The 16,481-nt window shown below is 66.0% G+C and carries 16 protein-coding genes and 1 tRNA gene; 11 read left to right on the top strand and 6 right to left on the bottom strand.

Features of this window, described 5'->3' with window-relative positions; all coding sequences use genetic code 11:
• Position 1: 1 nt before the first annotated feature.
• The 3 genes from ACSS7Z_RS14115 (at position 2) to ACSS7Z_RS14105 (ending at position 2,982) form a co-directional block, all read left to right on the top strand.
• Entirely contained in the window at positions 2-655 is a 654-nt protein-coding gene (locus tag ACSS7Z_RS14115; RefSeq protein ID WP_438255506.1) for a thymidine kinase, read from the top strand.
• A gap of 331 nt (positions 656-986) precedes the next feature.
• Positions 987-1,715, top strand: a complete 729-nt coding sequence (locus ACSS7Z_RS14110) for a FadR/GntR family transcriptional regulator (RefSeq protein ID WP_438255505.1) — start codon at positions 987-989, stop codon at positions 1,713-1,715.
• Between the two features lie 10 nt (positions 1,716-1,725).
• Positions 1,726-2,982: an alpha-hydroxy acid oxidase gene (locus ACSS7Z_RS14105; protein ID WP_438255504.1), complete on the top strand. Its 1,257-nt coding sequence runs from the start codon at positions 1,726-1,728 to the stop codon at positions 2,980-2,982.
• 143 nt (positions 2,983-3,125) lie between these two features.
• On the opposite strand, the gene ACSS7Z_RS14100 is transcribed toward ACSS7Z_RS14105, so the two are convergent.
• The 4 genes from ACSS7Z_RS14100 to ACSS7Z_RS14085 all read right to left on the bottom strand — a co-directional run bounded on the left by ACSS7Z_RS14100 (position 3,126) and on the right by ACSS7Z_RS14085 (position 7,637).
• Positions 3,126-3,881, bottom strand: coding sequence for an HAD-IIB family hydrolase (locus ACSS7Z_RS14100; protein ID WP_438255503.1), 756 nt, complete (start codon positions 3,879-3,881; stop codon positions 3,126-3,128).
• Positions 3,882-3,933: 52 nt separating this feature from the next.
• Positions 3,934-4,010 (bottom strand) — tRNA-Pro (locus tag ACSS7Z_RS14095).
• Positions 4,011-4,071: 61 nt separating this feature from the next.
• Positions 4,072-5,019, bottom strand: a complete 948-nt coding sequence (locus ACSS7Z_RS14090) for a metallophosphoesterase (protein ID WP_438255530.1) — start codon at positions 5,017-5,019, stop codon at positions 4,072-4,074.
• Entirely contained in the window at positions 5,016-7,637 is a 2,622-nt protein-coding gene (locus tag ACSS7Z_RS14085; RefSeq protein WP_438255502.1) for a transglycosylase domain-containing protein, read from the bottom strand. Before ACSS7Z_RS14085 ends, ACSS7Z_RS14090 begins: the two co-directional genes overlap by 4 nt.
• An 80-nt stretch (positions 7,638-7,717) precedes the next feature.
• On the opposite strand from ACSS7Z_RS14085, the gene sp36 reads away from it, so the two are divergent.
• Both sp36 and ACSS7Z_RS14075 read left to right on the top strand, forming a co-directional pair.
• On the top strand, positions 7,718-7,942 hold the full coding sequence (sp36, locus tag ACSS7Z_RS14080) for a Sp36 family protein (RefSeq protein ID WP_438255501.1): 225 nt from the start codon (positions 7,718-7,720) through the stop codon (positions 7,940-7,942).
• Positions 7,939-8,397 (top strand): RidA family protein, encoded by a 459-nt coding sequence (locus tag ACSS7Z_RS14075; RefSeq protein WP_438255500.1) that lies wholly within the window; start codon positions 7,939-7,941, stop codon positions 8,395-8,397. The genes sp36 and ACSS7Z_RS14075 overlap by 4 nt, the downstream gene beginning before the upstream one ends.
• 59 nt (positions 8,398-8,456) lie before the next feature.
• Here the strand turns inward: ACSS7Z_RS14075 and ACSS7Z_RS14070 are convergent, their stop codons facing one another.
• Positions 8,457-10,532, bottom strand: coding sequence for a hypothetical protein (locus tag ACSS7Z_RS14070; protein ID WP_438255499.1), 2,076 nt, complete (start codon positions 10,530-10,532; stop codon positions 8,457-8,459).
• A gap of 111 nt (positions 10,533-10,643) precedes the next feature.
• Between ACSS7Z_RS14070 and ACSS7Z_RS14065 the strand changes: the two genes are divergently transcribed.
• Entirely contained in the window at positions 10,644-11,261 is a 618-nt protein-coding gene (locus ACSS7Z_RS14065; protein ID WP_438255498.1) for a TetR/AcrR family transcriptional regulator, read from the top strand.
• Between the two features lie 5 nt (positions 11,262-11,266).
• Here ACSS7Z_RS14065 and acs read toward each other — a convergent pair whose 3' ends face one another.
• Positions 11,267-13,234: an acetate--CoA ligase gene (gene acs / locus ACSS7Z_RS14060; protein WP_438255497.1), complete on the bottom strand. Its 1,968-nt coding sequence runs from the start codon at positions 13,232-13,234 to the stop codon at positions 11,267-11,269.
• 373 nt (positions 13,235-13,607) lie between these two features.
• Here acs and ACSS7Z_RS14055 point away from each other — a divergent pair, with 373 nt between their 5' ends.
• Genes ACSS7Z_RS14055 through ACSS7Z_RS14035 form a run of 5 tightly spaced genes read left to right on the top strand, consistent with a single transcriptional unit; the run spans position 13,608 to position 16,417 of the window.
• The gene (locus tag ACSS7Z_RS14055; protein WP_438255496.1) at positions 13,608-14,612 is read left to right on the top strand and encodes a TadA family conjugal transfer-associated ATPase; all 1,005 of its coding nucleotides are present in this window, start codon (positions 13,608-13,610) and stop codon (positions 14,610-14,612) included.
• On the top strand, positions 14,606-15,511 hold the full coding sequence (locus ACSS7Z_RS14050; RefSeq protein ID WP_438255495.1) for a type II secretion system F family protein: 906 nt from the start codon (positions 14,606-14,608) through the stop codon (positions 15,509-15,511). Before ACSS7Z_RS14055 ends, ACSS7Z_RS14050 begins: the two co-directional genes overlap by 7 nt.
• A 27-nt stretch (positions 15,512-15,538) precedes the next feature.
• The gene (locus ACSS7Z_RS14045; RefSeq protein ID WP_438255494.1) at positions 15,539-15,736 is read left to right on the top strand and encodes a DUF4244 domain-containing protein; all 198 of its coding nucleotides are present in this window, start codon (positions 15,539-15,541) and stop codon (positions 15,734-15,736) included.
• 4 nt (positions 15,737-15,740) lie between these two features.
• Positions 15,741-16,088, top strand: coding sequence for a TadE family type IV pilus minor pilin (locus ACSS7Z_RS14040; RefSeq protein ID WP_438255493.1), 348 nt, complete (start codon positions 15,741-15,743; stop codon positions 16,086-16,088).
• On the top strand, positions 16,088-16,417 hold the full coding sequence (locus ACSS7Z_RS14035; RefSeq protein ID WP_438255492.1) for an Rv3654c family TadE-like protein: 330 nt from the start codon (positions 16,088-16,090) through the stop codon (positions 16,415-16,417). Before ACSS7Z_RS14040 ends, ACSS7Z_RS14035 begins: the two co-directional genes overlap by 1 nt.
• Positions 16,418-16,481: the final 64 nt, after the last annotated feature.

The following is a 16,481-nucleotide window of genomic DNA, read 5'->3' as shown; positions in this document are numbered from 1 at the left end:
CGTGGCGAAGCTCTACTTCCGCTACGGGGCGATGAACTCCGGCAAGTCGACCTCGCTGCTGCAGGCCGCGTACAACTATGAGGAACGCGGTCAGCACGTGCTGCTCGCCAAGCCCGAGATCGACACCAAGGGTGCGAATCAGGTCGAGAGCCGACTGGGCATGACCCGCGAGGTCGACTTTCTGATTCCGTCGGACGGTGACGCTCGCGCGCTGTTCCACGCAGAACGAGAGCGGATGCAGCAGCGAAATGCCGAGGGGCTGATCCCTGCCGACCCGATCGATGTGGCCTGCCTGCTGGTGGACGAGGCGCAGTTCCTCAGTGCGGCGCAGGTGGATGACCTGTTCCGCATCGCCGTGGATGACGGCATCCCCGTCATCGCCTACGGCATCCGCAACGATTTTCTGACCCACGCTTTTCCTGGCTCCGCGCGACTGCTCGCGATCGCGCACTCGCTGGAAGAGTTGAAGACGATCTGCCGTTGCGGTCGCAAGGCCGTGTTCAACGGACGAGTGGTCAGCGGAAGCTTCGTGTTCGACGGGGACCAGGTGGCGATCGATGAGGGCACCGGTGGGGGAGCACCCGCCGATGTCGTCACCTACGAATCACTGTGCGGAAACTGCTACCTCGAAGAGTCCGGCGGACGCCTGGGCTGAGCTCCGCCCCGCTCCCGCTCCCGCTCCGACCCGACCACTGTCGACCGTTTTCACCTGCTCCGGTCGCACTTGGTGTCGCTAAACGCGCGTCATAGCGACACCAAGTGCGACCGGAGCGGGGATTGAGGATGCGGCGGCCGGATGCGGCGGCCGGATGCGGCGGCCGGATGCGGCGACCGGAAGCAACGACCGGGACGAAGCGACTGGATGCGGCACCGTGCGAACCGGGGGCGCTTTGCGTGGTCAGACCACACGCGCTAACCTGTGGTCAGACCACACTTCAGCGCACACTTCAGCGCGCACGAGCGCACTCGACGCACTAGGGAGCACCATGGCAGCGCCAACCACGCAACGCGCCTGGCGCATCGTGCTCGAGCACATCGAGCGCGACCTCCTCGAGGGGCGTCTCGGACCCGGCGATCGACTGCCGTCTGAACGCGATCTGTCCGCCGACCTCGGCGTCGGCCGCTCGAGTGTCCGTGAAGCACTGCGCGTCCTCGAAGTTATGGGGCTGATCCGCACCGCGACCGGCTCCGGGCCCCAGTCCGGCGCGATCGTCATCGCCACACCCGGTGGGGGCATGTCGGCGCTGCTGCGCCTTCAGGTGGCCGCACAGGGCTTCGCACTGGCCGATGTCGTGAAGACACGTCTGGTTCTCGAGGATGCGGTCACAGCATCCCTCGCCGCCGACTCCGAGCGTGACCTCGCCGACGCGCATCACCTGCTCGACGTGATGGATGCCGACGGCCTCAGCCCAGCCGAGTTCCTCGCCCTCGATGGGCAGCTGCATTTGGCTCTGGCCGAAGCATCCGGAAACACCGTGATCGCCGCCATGATGGCGGGACTTCGCACCTCCATCGAATCGTACGTGCAGGCCGGGGCCGAGGGCATCCGTGACTGGGAAGCGATGGTTCAACGCCTGCGTGACGAGCATCGCGCGATCGTCGCGGCGATCGATTCTGGTGAATCGGATGCTGCGCGCACCCTGATCCACGACCACATCACCGGCTATTACACGACCGCGGGGCTCAGCCGCGCGACGTCGACCGACATCCACTGAAAGGACCAGCATGGTCAAGCGCCAGTTCCCGAACCCGGTCGAGATCCTCGATCTGATGAAGTTCAAAAAGCCCGAGCTCGACGGTAAGAAGCGTCGGTTGGACGCAGCGCTCACGATCAACGATCTGCGCACGATCGCCAAGCGTCGCACGCCCAAGGCTGCATTCGACTACACCGATGGCTCGGCCGAGGGCGAGATCTCGCTGACGCGCGCACGGCAGGCGTTTGAGGATGTGGAATTCCACCCCGGAGTCCTGAAGCCCGCGCCCGACGTCGACACCTCCGTCGAGATTCTCGGCGGACCGAGCGCGCTACCGTTCGGCATCGCGCCGACCGGATTCACGCGCCTCATGCAGACCGAGGGAGAGATCGCGGGTGCCGGCGCTGCTGCGGCCGCGGGCATCCCGTTCACCCTGTCCACGCTGGGTACGACCTCGATCGAAGGCGTGAAGGCGGCGACCCTCGCAGAGCCTCAGGGGCCGGTTCCCGGGCGTAACTGGTTCCAGCTGTACGTAATGCGCGATCGCGAGATCTCATACGAGCTCACCCGCCGCGCGGCTGCCGCCGGCTTCGATACTCTGCAGTTCACGGTGGACACACCGGTGGCTGGCGCCCGGCTCCGCGACAAGCGCAATGGTTTCAGCATCCCCCCGCAGCTCACGCTCGGCACGATCATCAATGCGATTCCGCGTCCGTGGTGGTGGTTCGATTTCCTCACGACCCCGAAGCTCGAGTTCGCGTCGCTCAGCACCACCGGCGGCACCGTCGGCGAGCTGCTGGATGCGGCAATGGACCCGACGATCAGCTATGACGACCTTGAGGTCATCCGTGGGCTGTGGCCCGGCAAGATCGTCATCAAGGGCGTGCAGAACGTGGAGGATGCCGTCAAGCTGCGTGACAGCGGCGTCGACGGTGTGGTGCTGTCGAACCACGGCGGACGCCAGCTGGACCGCGCTCCTATCCCGTTCCACCTGCTGCCGAAGGTGCGAAAGGCCGTCGGTGACGACTTCACGGTGATGATCGACACCGGAATCATGAACGGGGCGGACGTCGTGGCAGCCGTCGCGCTCGGCGCCGACTTCACGCTGATCGGGCGGGCATACCTGTACGGGCTGATGGCGGGCGGGCGCCAGGGTGTCGACCGCACGATCACGATCCTGCGCACGGAGATCGAGCGCACGATGCGTCTGCTCGGAGTCTCGTCGCTGGCAGAACTCGAGCCCGGTCACGTCACGCAGTTGCAGCGCCTGATCCCGGTCGCGAAGTAGCTCCGGTCATCATTCGTGTCACAGAAGTGGCGGGTGTCGGGCTACCGCACCCGCCTCTTTTGTGACACGCGCCGCGGTCGTGTCTCAGAAGCCGAGGGTCGGATGCTGTCAAACCCGCAGGTTCTGTGACATACCCATCCCGGCTACAGCGAAGGAAGCAGCTCGTCGAGTTTGTCGGCGGTGTCCTGCCAGCCTTCGACCGCGATCGAGCGCACGCCGAGTGCGAGCACCGGGTAGTCGTTGCCGCCCTCATCCAGGCGGTCGCCGTAGAACAGCATGTCGCTGAGCGCGATGGCGGTGTGCTCGGTCAGCGCGGTCATGCCGTAGGCCTTGTCGATGCCCGAGCGGGTGATGTCGATCGAGGTTGAACCGCCGGCACGGACTTCCAACTCGGGCACGCGGGCGGCGACAGCATCTCGCAGTGCGAGGCGCTTCTCGCCGGTCGGATCCCACGCGTGCTTCGCGTCTCCGGGGGCTTTCTGCCCCAGCGCCGAGAAGGTGATCTGCGAACCGCGATCCTCGAGGATATCTCCCCACGGGTTCTCTTCCCACAGCCCCAGTCGCTCGGCCTCTTCACGCAGCGCGAGCAGGGCAGCGCTCTTCTCCTCATCGGAGAGATCGTGGGCGTAGACGGTTGCGAACTCGGTGCCGTTGTGGCGCAGGTAGCGCGTGCCGCAGGTGGGCAGCAGGTGCAGGCGGCTGAGTGCCGCAGCATCCGTTTCTCCGAGCTGGTTGATCACCTGCGTGCGGAACTGCTCCTCGTTGCCGCCAGAGATAATGGCCACCTCGACGCGGCTGAGCAATGAGCGCAACTGCGCAGCGATGCGCGGGTCGATCGGGCTCTTGGAAGCGGCAAGCGTGTCATCGAGATCGAAGGCGACGAGACGAGGCGTGGTCATAACTCTCCAGATGATATGGGGAAGGCCGCCCGGAGGGCGGCCTTCCTGCAACTGGTCGGGGTGACAGGATTTGAACCTGCGGCCTCTTCGTCCCGAACGAAGCGCGCTACCAAGCTGCGCCACACCCCGTTGCAACCGTTTGAGTCTACAGGGAAAACCGCTGCACACCGAATCCGGGGCGGCATCCCGGTTACGCGGGCGTGTCCATCGCCGTGAGCGTGAGCAGCGTCGCCTCAGGTCGGCACGCGAAGCGAACCGGCGCATAGATCGAGTGCCCGCATCCGGCGCTGACGTTTAGCGGGATGGTGCGTCCGCCATGGTTCCACGTGCTCAGACCCTTGGCCTGCTTCAGCGGGATGTCACAGTTGGCTACGAGCGTTCCGAAACCGGGAAGACAGACCTGTCCGCCGTGGGTGTGCCCGCCGAAGATGGCGTCAGCGCCGACGTCGGTGAAGCGGTTGAGCACACGCTGGTAGGGGGCGTGTGTGACGCCGAGCAGGGGGATGCTGGCATCCCGGGCGCCGAGCGATTCTATGGTGGCCGGCACCGAATCGAGGTCATCCCAGTCCCGGTGTGCGTCGTTGACGCCGAACAGGTCGATGGTGAGGCCTGCAACGTCCAGGCGGGCGGCCGCATTGTTCAGCGTGGACCAGCCGATTTCCTCGATGAGGTAGGAATCCAGTGCGGCGGTATCGAGCATCTCGGGGTCAAGGTGGCGCTCGGACGGTCCCAAGAAATAGCGCAGCGGGTTGCGGGGGGTGGGCCCGAGTACGTCGTTGGAGCCGTGTACGAATACTCCCGGAACGCCAGCGAAGGCATCGAAGGCGCGACGGATGCCCTGCAGTCCGTCGCGGTGTCCGAGATTGTCGCCGGTGTTGATCACCAGATCGGGTTCGAGCTCTGCCAGAGAGGCGAGCCAATCCTGCTTGCGGCGCTGCCACGGGGCCATGTGCGCATCGGAGATGTGCAGAATGCGCAACGGCCGCGATCCGGCAGGCAAGGCCTGAGCGGATGCCTCGCGCACCGTGAACAGGTACCGTTCGATGCCGATGCCCCACACCGCGCACGCGGCGCCCACTGCCCCCACCGCGCCGAGCGCGATGAGGGCAGGATGGGCGGAGCGCGAGGCTGCGGTCAGCAACGGACCGTCACGGTTGTCGACTTGGTCGCAGCGCTGCCGGCCGCCGGGTTCGTGCTCTGCACTTCAGCGTCTTCCTTCGAGCAGGAGCCGTGCGGTGCGACGTTGCCGAAGCCAGCGGCGTTCAACGTGTTGATCGCGTCGCCGAGCTCCTGGCCGGTGACGTCGGGTACCGTCGATCCTTGACCGTTGCTCGGGGAGATCGTCACCGTCGCGCCACCGGGAGCCTTGCCGGCACCCGGATCCTGCGCGGCCACGAGGCCCTCGGCGATGTCGCTGTCGATGGGGGCGCCATCCTGCACGGTGAAGCCTGCCTGCTGCAGAGTGCGTCGGGCGTCTTCCATCGTCAGACCGACGACACTGGGCAGGTCGGTGAGGACGACGCGGCTCAGGTTACGGTCCGGCGCCGGGAACCGGTCTCCGCCGCCAAGCAGCTGGTTGGCGGCGTACTGCATGTCGCGAGCGATGTAGTAGCGGGCGTCCGTCATCGCGCCCTTCTGGGACAGCCACCGGATGCTCGCGAAGATGCCCTTTGTCGGATCATCCGGATCAGGAACAGTGTTCCACCGGCCGACCCAGACTGCCGTGGTGGCCTTGGTGCTGGACTCGATCATCATCGTCGAATAGTCCTGGTGCGTACCGGTCTTGCCGATCAACGGGGTGCCATCGCCGGGATTGCCCCTCGCGCCGGTTCCGCCGTTCATCACACTGGCGAGTGCGTAGGCTGCGGTGGCGGCAACTTCAGGCGTGATGACCTGCTTGCAGGAGGAAGCGGGCACCTCCATCTCGGTGCCGTCCTGGCGGACGACACGGTCGATCGCGCGCGGCTCGCAATACACGCCCTTGTTGGCGACAGTGGCATAGGCGCCGGCCATGTCTAGCGGTGAGATGAACTTCGACCCGAGTACGTCGTAGGCCAAGTTTTCTTTCGTGGTCTTGTCTCCGTTGGCGAGTTGGACGCCCATCCGATCGGCCACGGCATTGATATCGCAGATGTCGAGTTTGGATGCCATCGCGAAGAAGCCTGAGTTCAGCGAGTTCCGGGTAAACGTCATCGGCGTGCCGGTGTAGCCGGCCTGGCCGTTGAAGTTTCCGATCTCCTTGGTATTGAAAGGGGCCAAGCCTGGGCCGCATGAGGCGGTCATCTGCATCACGCGGTTGTTGCCGTTGAGGGACTCGTTGACCGAGTGCCCCTTCTCGAGCCAGTCGAGCAGCGTGAAGAGTTTGTAGGTCGAGCCGACGGGGAAGCCGCGGGATCCACCGTGATCCTCGTCTGAAGCGAAGACCAGAGAAGTGTACGCCTGGTCGCCGTCGTCGGTCTCGCGGAAGAGCGTGTTCTGCGTCATGGCAAGAACGCGGCCGGTGCCTGGTTCTACGGTCACTCCGGCAGCACCCAGATACTGGTTGTCAAGATTGGCACCCACGTAGGTGCGCATCGAGTCGATCGCCGGCTGCTGCACGCGCATGTCGAGCGAGGTGTAGATCTCCAGGCCGTCGCGGAACAGTGCCTTCCTGCGAGCCTGCTGGGCTTTTGCAGGGTCCTCATCGTCGCCGAACATCGGGTTCTCGAGCACCATTGTCTTCGCGTACTGGCAGAAGTAGGCGTTGTCCTGCGCAGCCGCACAGCCCTGAATCGGATCAGAGGGCACCGGAGTGATCGGAGAAGCGTCAGCCTCATCGAACTGGGCCTGGGTGATCTTGCCGAGTTCGAGCATGCGTCCGAGCACATAGTTGCGGCGATCCAACGCGGTCGCGTAGCCATCGGCCGCGGAGTTATGCGCGACGCCGTCATTGTCGGTCCACGAGCCCTCAGGCTTATCGATGCGGTAGGTGTTCGGATTCTGCACGATGCCAGCCAGAGTCGCCGCCTGTGCGAGTGTGAGGTTGGCGGCCGTGGTGCTGAAGTAGCGGTTCGCGGCGGCTTCGATGCCGTAGACGGTTCCGCCGAAGCTGGAGATGTTCAGGTAGCCGAGCAGGATGTCGTTCTTCGAGTAGTCCTTCTCGATCTGGATCGCATAGCGCATCTCCTGCAGCTTGCGCTCGATCCCGTCGCTGCCGACCGCGTTCGCGGCATCCCACCAGCACTGCTCGATCGCTTCGGCGTATTTCTGCTGGGCTTCCTCGCCGTCTCCGGGGAGAACACCCTGCTCGCACTGTTGGATGAGCACGTTCTTGACGTACTGCTGGCTGATCGTCGACGCACCGCGCGACGAGGTGCCGTTGAGGTTGTCGATGAGCGCCTTCGCCGTGGCGCCGATGTTGACGCCGCCGTGCGTGTAGAAGTCTTTGTCCTCGCTGGAGAGGATCGCGTCGTACATGACCGGGGCGACCTGATCGAATTCGACCTGGGTGCGGTTCTGGTCGTAGAAGGTGGCCATTACGAACGGCTGCCCGTCCAGGCCGGTGCCGTACAGCTTGCCCGGCTCCATCGGAGCATCGGGCTTCAGGTACGACGGCAGCTTGTCGAACAGGTCGAGTGCTTGCGATCCGGCGGCACCCGCGACGGCCAGAGCAGGGGTGACTGTCGCGGTCACGAGAACTCCGGCGACAGCCGCGAGCCCGACCAGGCCGAGAAGGCCGCCGAGCACGCCTTTCGCCGTACGATTCTTCTGAGGCATACGCTAGATCGTAGGGGATTTCCCTGAATACAACCTTTGACGCGCGGTTCTGCCGAGCGTCTCTGACGTGCAGGAGTGCCATGACCACGTGGGAGTATCTGACCACCCCGCTGCTGATTCACAACACCGCGGCGATCCTCAACAACTGGGGCAAGCAAGGCTGGGAGCTCGTGCAGGTCATCACCGGACCGGAAGGCGGCCTCGTCGCCTACCTCAAGCGCCCGGTCGCCGGTGACGACTCGAACACCGCCGGTCTCGCCGCCGCAGAGCAGGCCGCTCGCCGCTTCGAGGGTGACGGCGCATGAGCGTCGCTGCGCGTCTGAGCGAGCTCGGCATCGAGTTGCCCGAGGTGGCAACGCCCGTTGCAGCCTACGTGCCCGCAGTGGTGCACGCGGGCCTCGTCTACACGTCCGGACAGTTGCCGTTCGCTTCGGGAACGCTGCCGGCATCCGGCAAGGTCGGCGCAGATGTGACGGCTGAGGATGCCCAGGGCTACGCCCGCACGTGCGCCCTCAACGCGTTGGCGGCCGCTGCCGCAGCTGTTGGCGGAGTGGACAAGATCGGCGGAGTTCTGCGCGTGGGCGGTTTCGTCGCATCCGATCCGTCCTTCACCGACCAACCGGCGGTGATCAACGGCGCCAGCGAGGTGCTCGGCGAGATCTTCGGCGATGCCGGGATGCACGCCCGCGCCGCCGTCGGCGTCTCGGTGCTGCCGCTGGACAGCCCGGTCGAGGTCGAGGTCATCTTCATCCTCGCCTGACCTGTGGCGCGCAAAGCAGCCTCCCCATCACCTGATGGGGAGGCTGTTCGCGTTTCCGCCTACTGGGGGTCAGCGGCAACTCTCCGCCGCAGCAGCGGGGCACCGAGGAATGCGGCGAGACCCACGATGAGGAGTCCGGCTCCCGTGAGCAGCGTTGCGGTCGGCTCGACGCCGGTCGCCGCAAGCGAACCCTGCTGTTGTGGATGTGAGGTGGAGTTCTGCTGGACGGTGACACTTGAGATCAGCGTGACCCCGGCATCGGCAACATCCAGGATGAGGTGGTGGTCGCCATCTTGTACCGCGGCCAGATCGAAGTTGCCGGTCACCGTGCCGCTATCCCAGTGCACAGTGCCCAGAGCGATCGGCGTCGAGCGCATGTTGCCGATGATGCTCGAGCGCGCTTCGTTCATCTTTTTGACGAAGTTTGTCATCAAGTCGAACTCTTCGTTGCGCTTGCCGGTGAGCGCCTGCAACCTCAGCATGTCCATTTGCTGGCTGTTCGCCGTCGCATCGATCATGGTGCGCAGCGACTGGAGCAGCGATGCTGCGTCCGACGCGCGGTCCTCAGCGGAAGCGGAGAGGAAAGGATGATCGACGCCGGCGGCCTTCACTTCGTCAACGGATGCGGCGTAAGTCGTGTCGGAAGGTGAGGCGAGGTACACGGACACGGCGGATACCGCGGCGTTCAACATTGCAATCTGAGTGTTGCGCGCCTGGACCCCGGTGAGTTGCGCCGCCAGATCGGCATCGAGTGCGGAGGCGCGGGATGACTGGACGGCCATTAGTGCGGCCTCGAGACTCATTGCTGCCACCGGCGTCTGAATCAAGGCGATACCAGGGGCGGTCACCAGCGTGGCTGAACTCATGGCAGACAGCCCCGGCTGCAATGCAGGTGCAGGCGTCCACGCCAGGCCGAGCAACTGGCCTGCTGCATTGGTGACTGGGACGGGCTGGTCGCTGCGAGCGGCCGATAGGAGTTGGCTTAACTGGGCGTTGGTGATGCCGCCGATGGCTGCTCCGAGGTCCGTGGTGTTGCCCAGCGTTATCGGGGGGACGGGCGTCGGTGCGGGCGGGGTGATCGGGGACGGTGTCGGTGTCGGAGTGGAAGTGGGCAGGGGAGTCGGTTCCGCGGTGGGCTCGGGGGTCGGCTCGGTCGTGGGTTGCGGTGTCGGTTCCGTGGTGGGTTGCGGGGTCGGTTCCGTGGTGGGTTGCGGGGTCGGTTCCGTGGTGGGTTGCGGGGTCGGTTCCGTGGTGGGTTCCGGTGTCGGCTCGGTCGTGGGTTGCGGGGTCGGTTCCGTGGTGGGTTCCGGTGTCGGCTCGGTCGTGGGTTCCGGTGTCGGCTCGGTCGTGGGTTCCGGTGTCGGTTCCGTGGTGGGTTCCGGCTCCGGTGTCGGCACTGTACCGTTCGAGACGATCGCGAACCTGCGCTCAATCGTTAGCACTGCCGGGCTCCTCTCAGCGGACGGAAGCGCGAACGGCTCGTTCGCAGTGGTCTGCGTGGGGTCGAGGTCGTACCCGGTCGGCGGTAGGAATCGCACGCTGTAGTCCGGGGAATCGCTCGTGGGTAGTGCGCCGGATGCGAACGAGCCGTCGGCGGCGATCGGCACCTGCTGTACGAGCGTGCCGGCGCTCGCGATGAGGATGCTGGCTCCACTGAGGTCGGCTACGGGCTCACCATCCGCTGTCGCGACGACGGATCCGGAAACAGCACCAAATGTGCCCCACAGCATGACCTCGACGGGAGCATCTCTGCTCATCGGGAACTCGGTGCGCGTCGAGGTCGTCTCGAGGTCGCCGATGGCGCCCGGCCACTCGGCATCCACTACATAGCTCGACTCGGCGCCGGTCACCTCGAGTTGGAGGGTGCCACCGGCTCCCGTGGTTCCGGAGGCGATCACCGTATCGTCGCCGTAGGGGCTGCGGATCGCGATCTCGACGCCGGCGAGGGATGCGGCATCCATCCCATCGGTGATATTCGTGGTGACGTCAACGGTGTGTGTCGACGACTCCTCGGCGTGAGCGACCAGCGGCACGGACATCAGCGTCAGACCGATCACAGTGGCGATTGCGCCGCTGGTTCGGGTGAGCGTGAAGGCCCTCGTGGGGACGGGGCGATTATGAATCGGGCGACGCATGGGGTGCCTTTCAGCCGTGGCTATCTCGACAAGTATGGACTAAGTCCAAACTTACACACAAGCCAAACCTTGACTGAGTATTGTGGTGAGAGACGTTGCGGAGGAGCGAACATGGCTGAGGGGCTTCGCGAGCGCAAAATGCGTGCCGCCCGGCGTTCGATGGAGCGCGCGGCGGTGGATCTCGCGTATGAAGAAGGGGTGCAGGCGGTCACTGTCGACCGCGTGTGCGAAGCCGCGATGGTCTCTCGCAGTACGTTCTTCAACTATTTTTCCTCGCTTGACCAGGCGATCTTCGGCTCGGCGTTGGAGTACGATCCTGCGCTCACCGATCGCATCCTCACGCAGCACGCACATGATCTTGTGGTCGCGGCCAGCCTGATCGTGATGGCGTCGGTGCGGGGGCAGGCTGGCGATGACCTCACGCGCCGCCGGTTCGCGCTGTTCGTGCGTGAACCGGGCGTTACCAGCACGGTCTCCTGGGGGAGCGGGGTGAGCCGCGACCGACTTGTTGATGTGCTCGCCGCGTGGCTCGATGCGCATCCGGAGTATGCGCGTCTGGACGACGCCAATCATGTCGCCGAAGCAAGGGTGACGGTCGGCCTGGCGATCGCGCTCGGAGACGAAGTGCAGCGTCACGCGCGCGAGGTGGACGGGGAATTCCCGATCGATCTCGAGCTGATTCAGGTCGTACGCGCTCAGATGGCTGCGATAAGCATCCAGGCAGGGTGACCGGGCTACTTCACCTGCGCCGAGATAATGCTCATCACCGCGGTGTCGGCGAGCGTCGTCGTATCGCCGACCTCACGGCCTTCGGCGACATCGCGCAGCAGGCGCCGCATGATCTTGCCCGAGCGGGTCTTGGGCAGCTCTCCCACGATGTACACATCACGAGGACGGGCGATCGCTCCGATCTGTTCGCCGACCCACTGACGCAGTTGCGTGGCGAGGCCCGCGGGGTCATGCGCCGACAGGTAGCTCTCTTTGAGGATCACGAAGGCGACGACCGCCTGCCCGGTGGTCTCATCGGATGCCCCGACCACAGCAGCCTCGGCCGTTGCCTCGTGTGCCACCAGGGACGACTCGATCTCGGCAGTGGAGAGCCGGTGCCCGGAGACGTTCATCACGTCGTCCACTCGGCCGAGTAGCCACAGATCCCCGTCTTCATCGAGGCGGGCGCCGTCGCCGGCGAAGTAGTACCCCTGCTTTTCGAACTTGTCCCAGTACGTCTCCTTGTAGCGCTCCGGGTCGCCCCAGATGCCGCGCAGCATCGCCGGCCACGGCTCGGTGATCACGAGGAGCCCGCCGTTGCCGGTGTCGGCTGCTTCTCCCGACTCATCCACGACACCGAGCGAGATGCCCGGGACAGGAACCTGCGCAGAGCCCGGCTTCGCCGCGGTGATGCCGGGCAGGGGCGAAACCATGATCGCGCCGGTCTCGGTCTGCCACCAGGTGTCGACGATCGGAGCGCGGTTCGCGCCGATGACTTCGCGGTACCACATCCAGGCCTCGGGGTTGATCGGTTCGCCCACCGACCCGAGCAGTCGGATCGATGACAGATCGAACTTCTCCGGGATGCTGCGTCCGGTCTTCATGAACGAGCGGATCGCCGTGGGGGCGGTGTAGAAGATCGAGACCTTGTACTTTTCGATCAGCTCCCACCAGCGGCCAGGATGCGGGGCATCCGGGGTTCCCTCATAAAGCACCTGGGTCGCACCGTTGGCGAGCGGACCGTAGGTGACGTAGCTGTGGCCCGTGACCCAACCGATGTCAGCCGTGCACCAGAAAACGTCGGTCTCGGGCTTCAGGTCGAAGACGTTCCTGTGCGTGTACGCCGCCTGGGTCAAATATCCCCCCGAGGTGTGCAGGATGCCCTTGGGGTTTCCGGTCGTGCCCGAGGTGTACAGGATGAACAGCGGGTTCTCGGCGGGGAACGGCTGGGCTTCGTGCTCGCCGGAGGCGACGGGGACTTCCTCGTGCCACCAGTGGTCGCGCCCCTCGATCCAATCGACGTCGTTATTGCCGCGCTTGACGACCAGCACATGCTCGACGGTCTGCTGCTCACCGTCGCCGCGGTCGCTGAGCGCCTGATCGACGGCGGGCTTGAGTGCGGAGACACGGCCCTTGCGATAGCCGCCGTCAGCGGTGATGACGACCTTCGCGCCGGCATCGTCGATGCGCGAGCGCAGGCTGTCGGCGCTGAATCCGCCGAAGACGACCGAGTGGATCGCGCCGAGGCGCGCGACAGCGAGCATGGATGCGACGGCTTCGGGAATCATCGGCAGGTAGATGGCGACACGGTCCCCGGCACCCACGCCATAGCCGGCGAGCACGTTGGCGACACGCTTGACCTCATCGGTGAGGTCGGCGTAGGTGATGCGGCAGGAGTCGCCCGGCTCGCCCTCCCACAGGAGCGCGACACGGTCGCCGTTGCCTTCTTCGACGTGACGGTCGAGGCAGTTATATGCGACGTTGAGTTCGCCGTCGTCGAACCACTTCGCGAACGGCGGGTTGGACCAGTCCAGAACGCGGGTGAAGGGCTTGTGCCAGTGCAGCAGCTCGCGGGCCTGATCTCCCCAGAAGGCCTCACGGTCGCCGGCTGCTCGTTCGTAGATCTCCGGCTGTGCGACGGCAGCGGCGGCGAATTCGTCCGAGGGCGGAAATTGCCGGGTCTCGTCGAGGAGATGGTCGATCTGGCTGCTCATGGCACGCGCTCCTTTGCGGCGGGACAGGTCGCGCGAAACGCACGACCGGGACAGGGTGAATCTAGTCTGCGCCTGATTCTGCCAATACTGCCGAAAGTTGGTAGTGCTCAGGCTTTTGCGACCACAGCCTGGTTGCGTACACTCGACGACAGCCGAATTCTGATTCTGGCCTTGGCGTGCCCGCTTCCCCCAAGCATCGGTGCGCCAGTGGGCGGCACCTCATTCCCCCCGTGAGGTGCCGCCCTCCTCTGTTTACGCCTGCCAGCACACGTGCGATTGCAGTCGTTGTGCACAATCGACGGATGCTGCGAGTTGCTCACAGGGATGGGGTTCTGGCCCTCCGTGCAGATGCTGCGCGGCATAGTTTCGGGGCATGCCACAGCCGTTCATCATTCAGCCGCGCACCGGGGTGCGGACCGCTGGCGCCGCAGCGGTCATTCCGGCCGATCTGGATGCCGCCTTCGGCCCGCTCGCCGAGCACTGCGCTGATCCGCGCGTCACCGACATCTTCGTCAACGGTGGCGACGGGCTTTTCGTCGATCGCGGCGGCGGCGCCGAGCGCGTCGGAGCGTGGGCAGCATCCGAGCGCGAGGTCCGGGATCTTGCGGTCGCGCTGATCGGCGCGGGTGGGCGTCATCTGGACGATCAGTCCCCGTGCGTCGATGTGCGACTGGCCTCCGGCATCCGTGTGCACGCTGTGCTGGCGCCGGTTTCAACCTCGGGCACGGCGCTGTCGGTGCGCATCCCACGGGTCAGGGCGGCAGATCTCGATGCGCTGGCCGAGCTCGGCGCGTTCGATTCCCGTCAGCGTGTCTGGCTGGAGCAGCTCGTGATCGAGCGGGCGAACATTCTGCTCACCGGAGGCACCGGCACCGGCAAGACGACGCTGCTGGCTGCACTTCTGCACGCGGTTCCCGCATCGGAGCGGATCGTGACGATCGAGGATGTCGCTGAGCTTCGGCCGCAGCATCCGCATCACGTCGCGCTGGAAGCGCGGCAGGCGAACCTGGAGGGCGCCGGATCCATCACCCTTGCTCGTCTGGTGCGCGAGTCGCTGCGGATGCGGCCCGATCGGCTCGTCGTCGGCGAGTGCCGCGGCGAGGAGGTGCGCGAGCTGCTGTCGGCCTTGAACACCGGTCACGACGGCGGTGCCGGAACTCTGCATGCCAGCGGCCTCGTCGATGTTCCCGCCCGGCTCGAGGCGCTGGGCGCGCTTGCCGGGCTCGATGCGACGGCGCTTGCTCGGCAGGCGGTGAGCGCTTTCACCGTGGTGATCCATCTGGCTCGTGGCGCGGACGGTGTGCGAAGGATCGCCCAGGCGGGGCGGATGATGCTGCGCGCTGATCGGCTGGACATCGAGGAGGTGCAGCCATGGTGAAGCTGCTGTCGCGCCCGAGCGCACCGACCGATGACAGCGCCGAGGCGGCCGCCGTCTCGGTGCGCACGCTCGCGGTGCTGCTGCAGGCGGGGGCTGTGCCCTTAACCGCTTGGCGGCACCTGTCGGACGCCGGTGATGCGCATGCCGAACGCGTGGTCGAACGCTGCGATGACGGCATGCCGCTGGTCGCGGCGATCGAGGCCGATGGCGGCGCGTGGAGTGATGTCGCGGCCGCATGGGATATCGCCACGACAGTCGGGGCGCCGCTCGCCGACGTGCTCAGGTCGCTCGCTGAGACGATGCAGGATGCTGCGTCCGCCGCTGACGACGTGCGCATCGCCCTCGCAGAACCTGCCGGAACCGCCCGGCTGCTGCTGTGGATGCCGCTTGCAGGGCTTCTGCTGGGAGTCGCACTGGGATTCGACACTGTGGGTGTCGTCATCGGCAACCCGATCGGAACGGCGTGTCTGGTTGCCGGGCTCGTGCTCGTGCTCTGCGCACGAATGTGGACGCGGCGTCTGCTTCGCCGTGCGCAACCGGACCCGGGGACTCCGGGGATGCACGCAGAGCTCGTCGCTGTCGCCCTGTCGGGTGGAACCTCCATCGAGCGTTCGCTGCGCCTGGTCGAAGACAGCCCCGCGCGGGATCGCTTCAGCGCCGCTCGTACCGGGGGAGTGCTGGAGCTGTCGCGGGCAGCCGGTGTCCCCGCCGGTGAACTGCTGCGCGCGGCCGCCGCGCAGGAGCGTCACGATGCGCGCATCCGCGGCCGCGTCCGTGCGGCCAAACTCTCCTCGCAGCTGCTCATCCCTCTGGGCGTGTGCACGCTGCCGGCCTTTCTGCTGCTGGGCGTCGCGCCGCTCATGCTCGCCGTACTCACCTCAACCCCGCTGCCGATCTGACAGCGCCACTGAAGAAAGAAGGAAAAAATGAACACCATTCCCACTCTCACCAGACAGCGCGCCGCCGCGCTGTTCACCGACGAAAGCGGTGCGGCAACGGCAGAGTATGCCGTGACCACGATGGCGGCGGTCGCGTTCGCCGGGCTGCTGGTGGTCATCATGCGCTCGGATGAGGTGCGCGGCATCCTCACCGATCTCGTGCGCCGGGCGCTGACCGTGTCGTAGGCCGATGCATACGAACACCGGCAGCGACGATCGCGGATCCGTCGCCGCAGAGCTCGCCCTGGCCCTGCCTGCAGTGGTGCTTGCACTTCTGCTCGGGGCGGGCGCGCTGGGCGCGGCGGCGCAGCAGGTCATACTGCAGGATTCCGTTGCTGATGCGGCGCGGTTGCTCGGTCGCGGCGAGAGCGCCGAGGCCGCGCACGCCGTCGTGGCAGCCGCCGTCAGCGGAGCGCAGGTGACGAGCGGGCCGCAGGGCGATCTGTCCTGTGTCAGCGCACGCATCGACGTGTCGATCGGCTCGGTCATCAGCATTCCGCTGACAGCATTGAGTTGTGCGCTCAGCGGAGGTCTGTGATGGCAGGATCCGCACTGGCTGCCGGAGTGCTGGCCGTCGCGGCGTCCCTTTCTCTCGGGCTCGCGGCGGTCGGCGGCGCCGCGGTGATCGCACAGCGCGCGGCCGGGGCAGCCGACGCCGCAGCCCTGGCTGCAGCGGACAGCGTATCCGGGGCGATCATCACCGATGAGGACCCCTGTGCGCTCGCCGCACGGGTAGCCGCGGCATCCGGAGCGACCCTCACCTCATGTGCGATCTCCGGCCCGGTGGCAACAGTTGAGGTTCAAGCGGCGTACGCTGGTCTAGCTGCCGTCTCCCGGGCCCGCGCTGGGCCACCCGAGGGATTCTGACGGCAATGATTCAGGACTCCGATCACGGCTCTGCTGTGAACGCGCCACGAAAGCGGTGTGTATG

The organism is Microbacterium wangyouchuni (assembly GCF_051546305.1).
In the GTDB taxonomy this organism is placed as follows: Bacteria; Actinomycetota; Actinomycetes; order Actinomycetales; family Microbacteriaceae; genus Microbacterium.
The sequence above is the reverse complement of the archived record's forward strand: the minus strand, read 5'-3'. Positions and strand labels throughout refer to the sequence as shown.

Bases quoted from the DNA above. Each gene is read 5' to 3' on its own strand.
- ACSS7Z_RS14110 (WP_438255505.1), top strand. From the start codon at position 987: ATGGCAGCGCCAACCACGCAACGCGCCTGGCGCATCGTGCTCGAGCAC.
- ACSS7Z_RS14105 (WP_438255504.1), top strand. From the start codon at position 1,726: ATGGTCAAGCGCCAGTTCCCGAACCCGGTCGAGATCCTCGATCTGATG.
- ACSS7Z_RS14100 (WP_438255503.1), bottom strand. From the start codon at position 3,881: ATGACCACGCCTCGTCTCGTCGCCTTCGATCTCGATGACACGCTTGCC.
- ACSS7Z_RS14085 (WP_438255502.1), bottom strand. From the start codon at position 7,637: ATGCCTCAGAAGAATCGTACGGCGAAAGGCGTGCTCGGCGGCCTTCTC.
- sp36 (WP_438255501.1), top strand. From the start codon at position 7,718: ATGACCACGTGGGAGTATCTGACCACCCCGCTGCTGATTCACAACACC.
- ACSS7Z_RS14075 (WP_438255500.1), top strand. From the start codon at position 7,939: ATGAGCGTCGCTGCGCGTCTGAGCGAGCTCGGCATCGAGTTGCCCGAG.
- ACSS7Z_RS14070 (WP_438255499.1), bottom strand. From the start codon at position 10,532: ATGCGTCGCCCGATTCATAATCGCCCCGTCCCCACGAGGGCCTTCACG.
- ACSS7Z_RS14065 (WP_438255498.1), top strand. From the start codon at position 10,644: ATGGCTGAGGGGCTTCGCGAGCGCAAAATGCGTGCCGCCCGGCGTTCG.
- acs (WP_438255497.1), bottom strand. From the start codon at position 13,234: ATGAGCAGCCAGATCGACCATCTCCTCGACGAGACCCGGCAATTTCCG.
- ACSS7Z_RS14055 (WP_438255496.1), top strand. From the start codon at position 13,608: ATGCCACAGCCGTTCATCATTCAGCCGCGCACCGGGGTGCGGACCGCT.
- ACSS7Z_RS14050 (WP_438255495.1), top strand. From the start codon at position 14,606: ATGGTGAAGCTGCTGTCGCGCCCGAGCGCACCGACCGATGACAGCGCC.
- ACSS7Z_RS14045 (WP_438255494.1), top strand. From the start codon at position 15,539: ATGAACACCATTCCCACTCTCACCAGACAGCGCGCCGCCGCGCTGTTC.
- ACSS7Z_RS14040 (WP_438255493.1), top strand. From the start codon at position 15,741: ATGCATACGAACACCGGCAGCGACGATCGCGGATCCGTCGCCGCAGAG.
- ACSS7Z_RS14035 (WP_438255492.1), top strand. From the start codon at position 16,088: ATGGCAGGATCCGCACTGGCTGCCGGAGTGCTGGCCGTCGCGGCGTCC.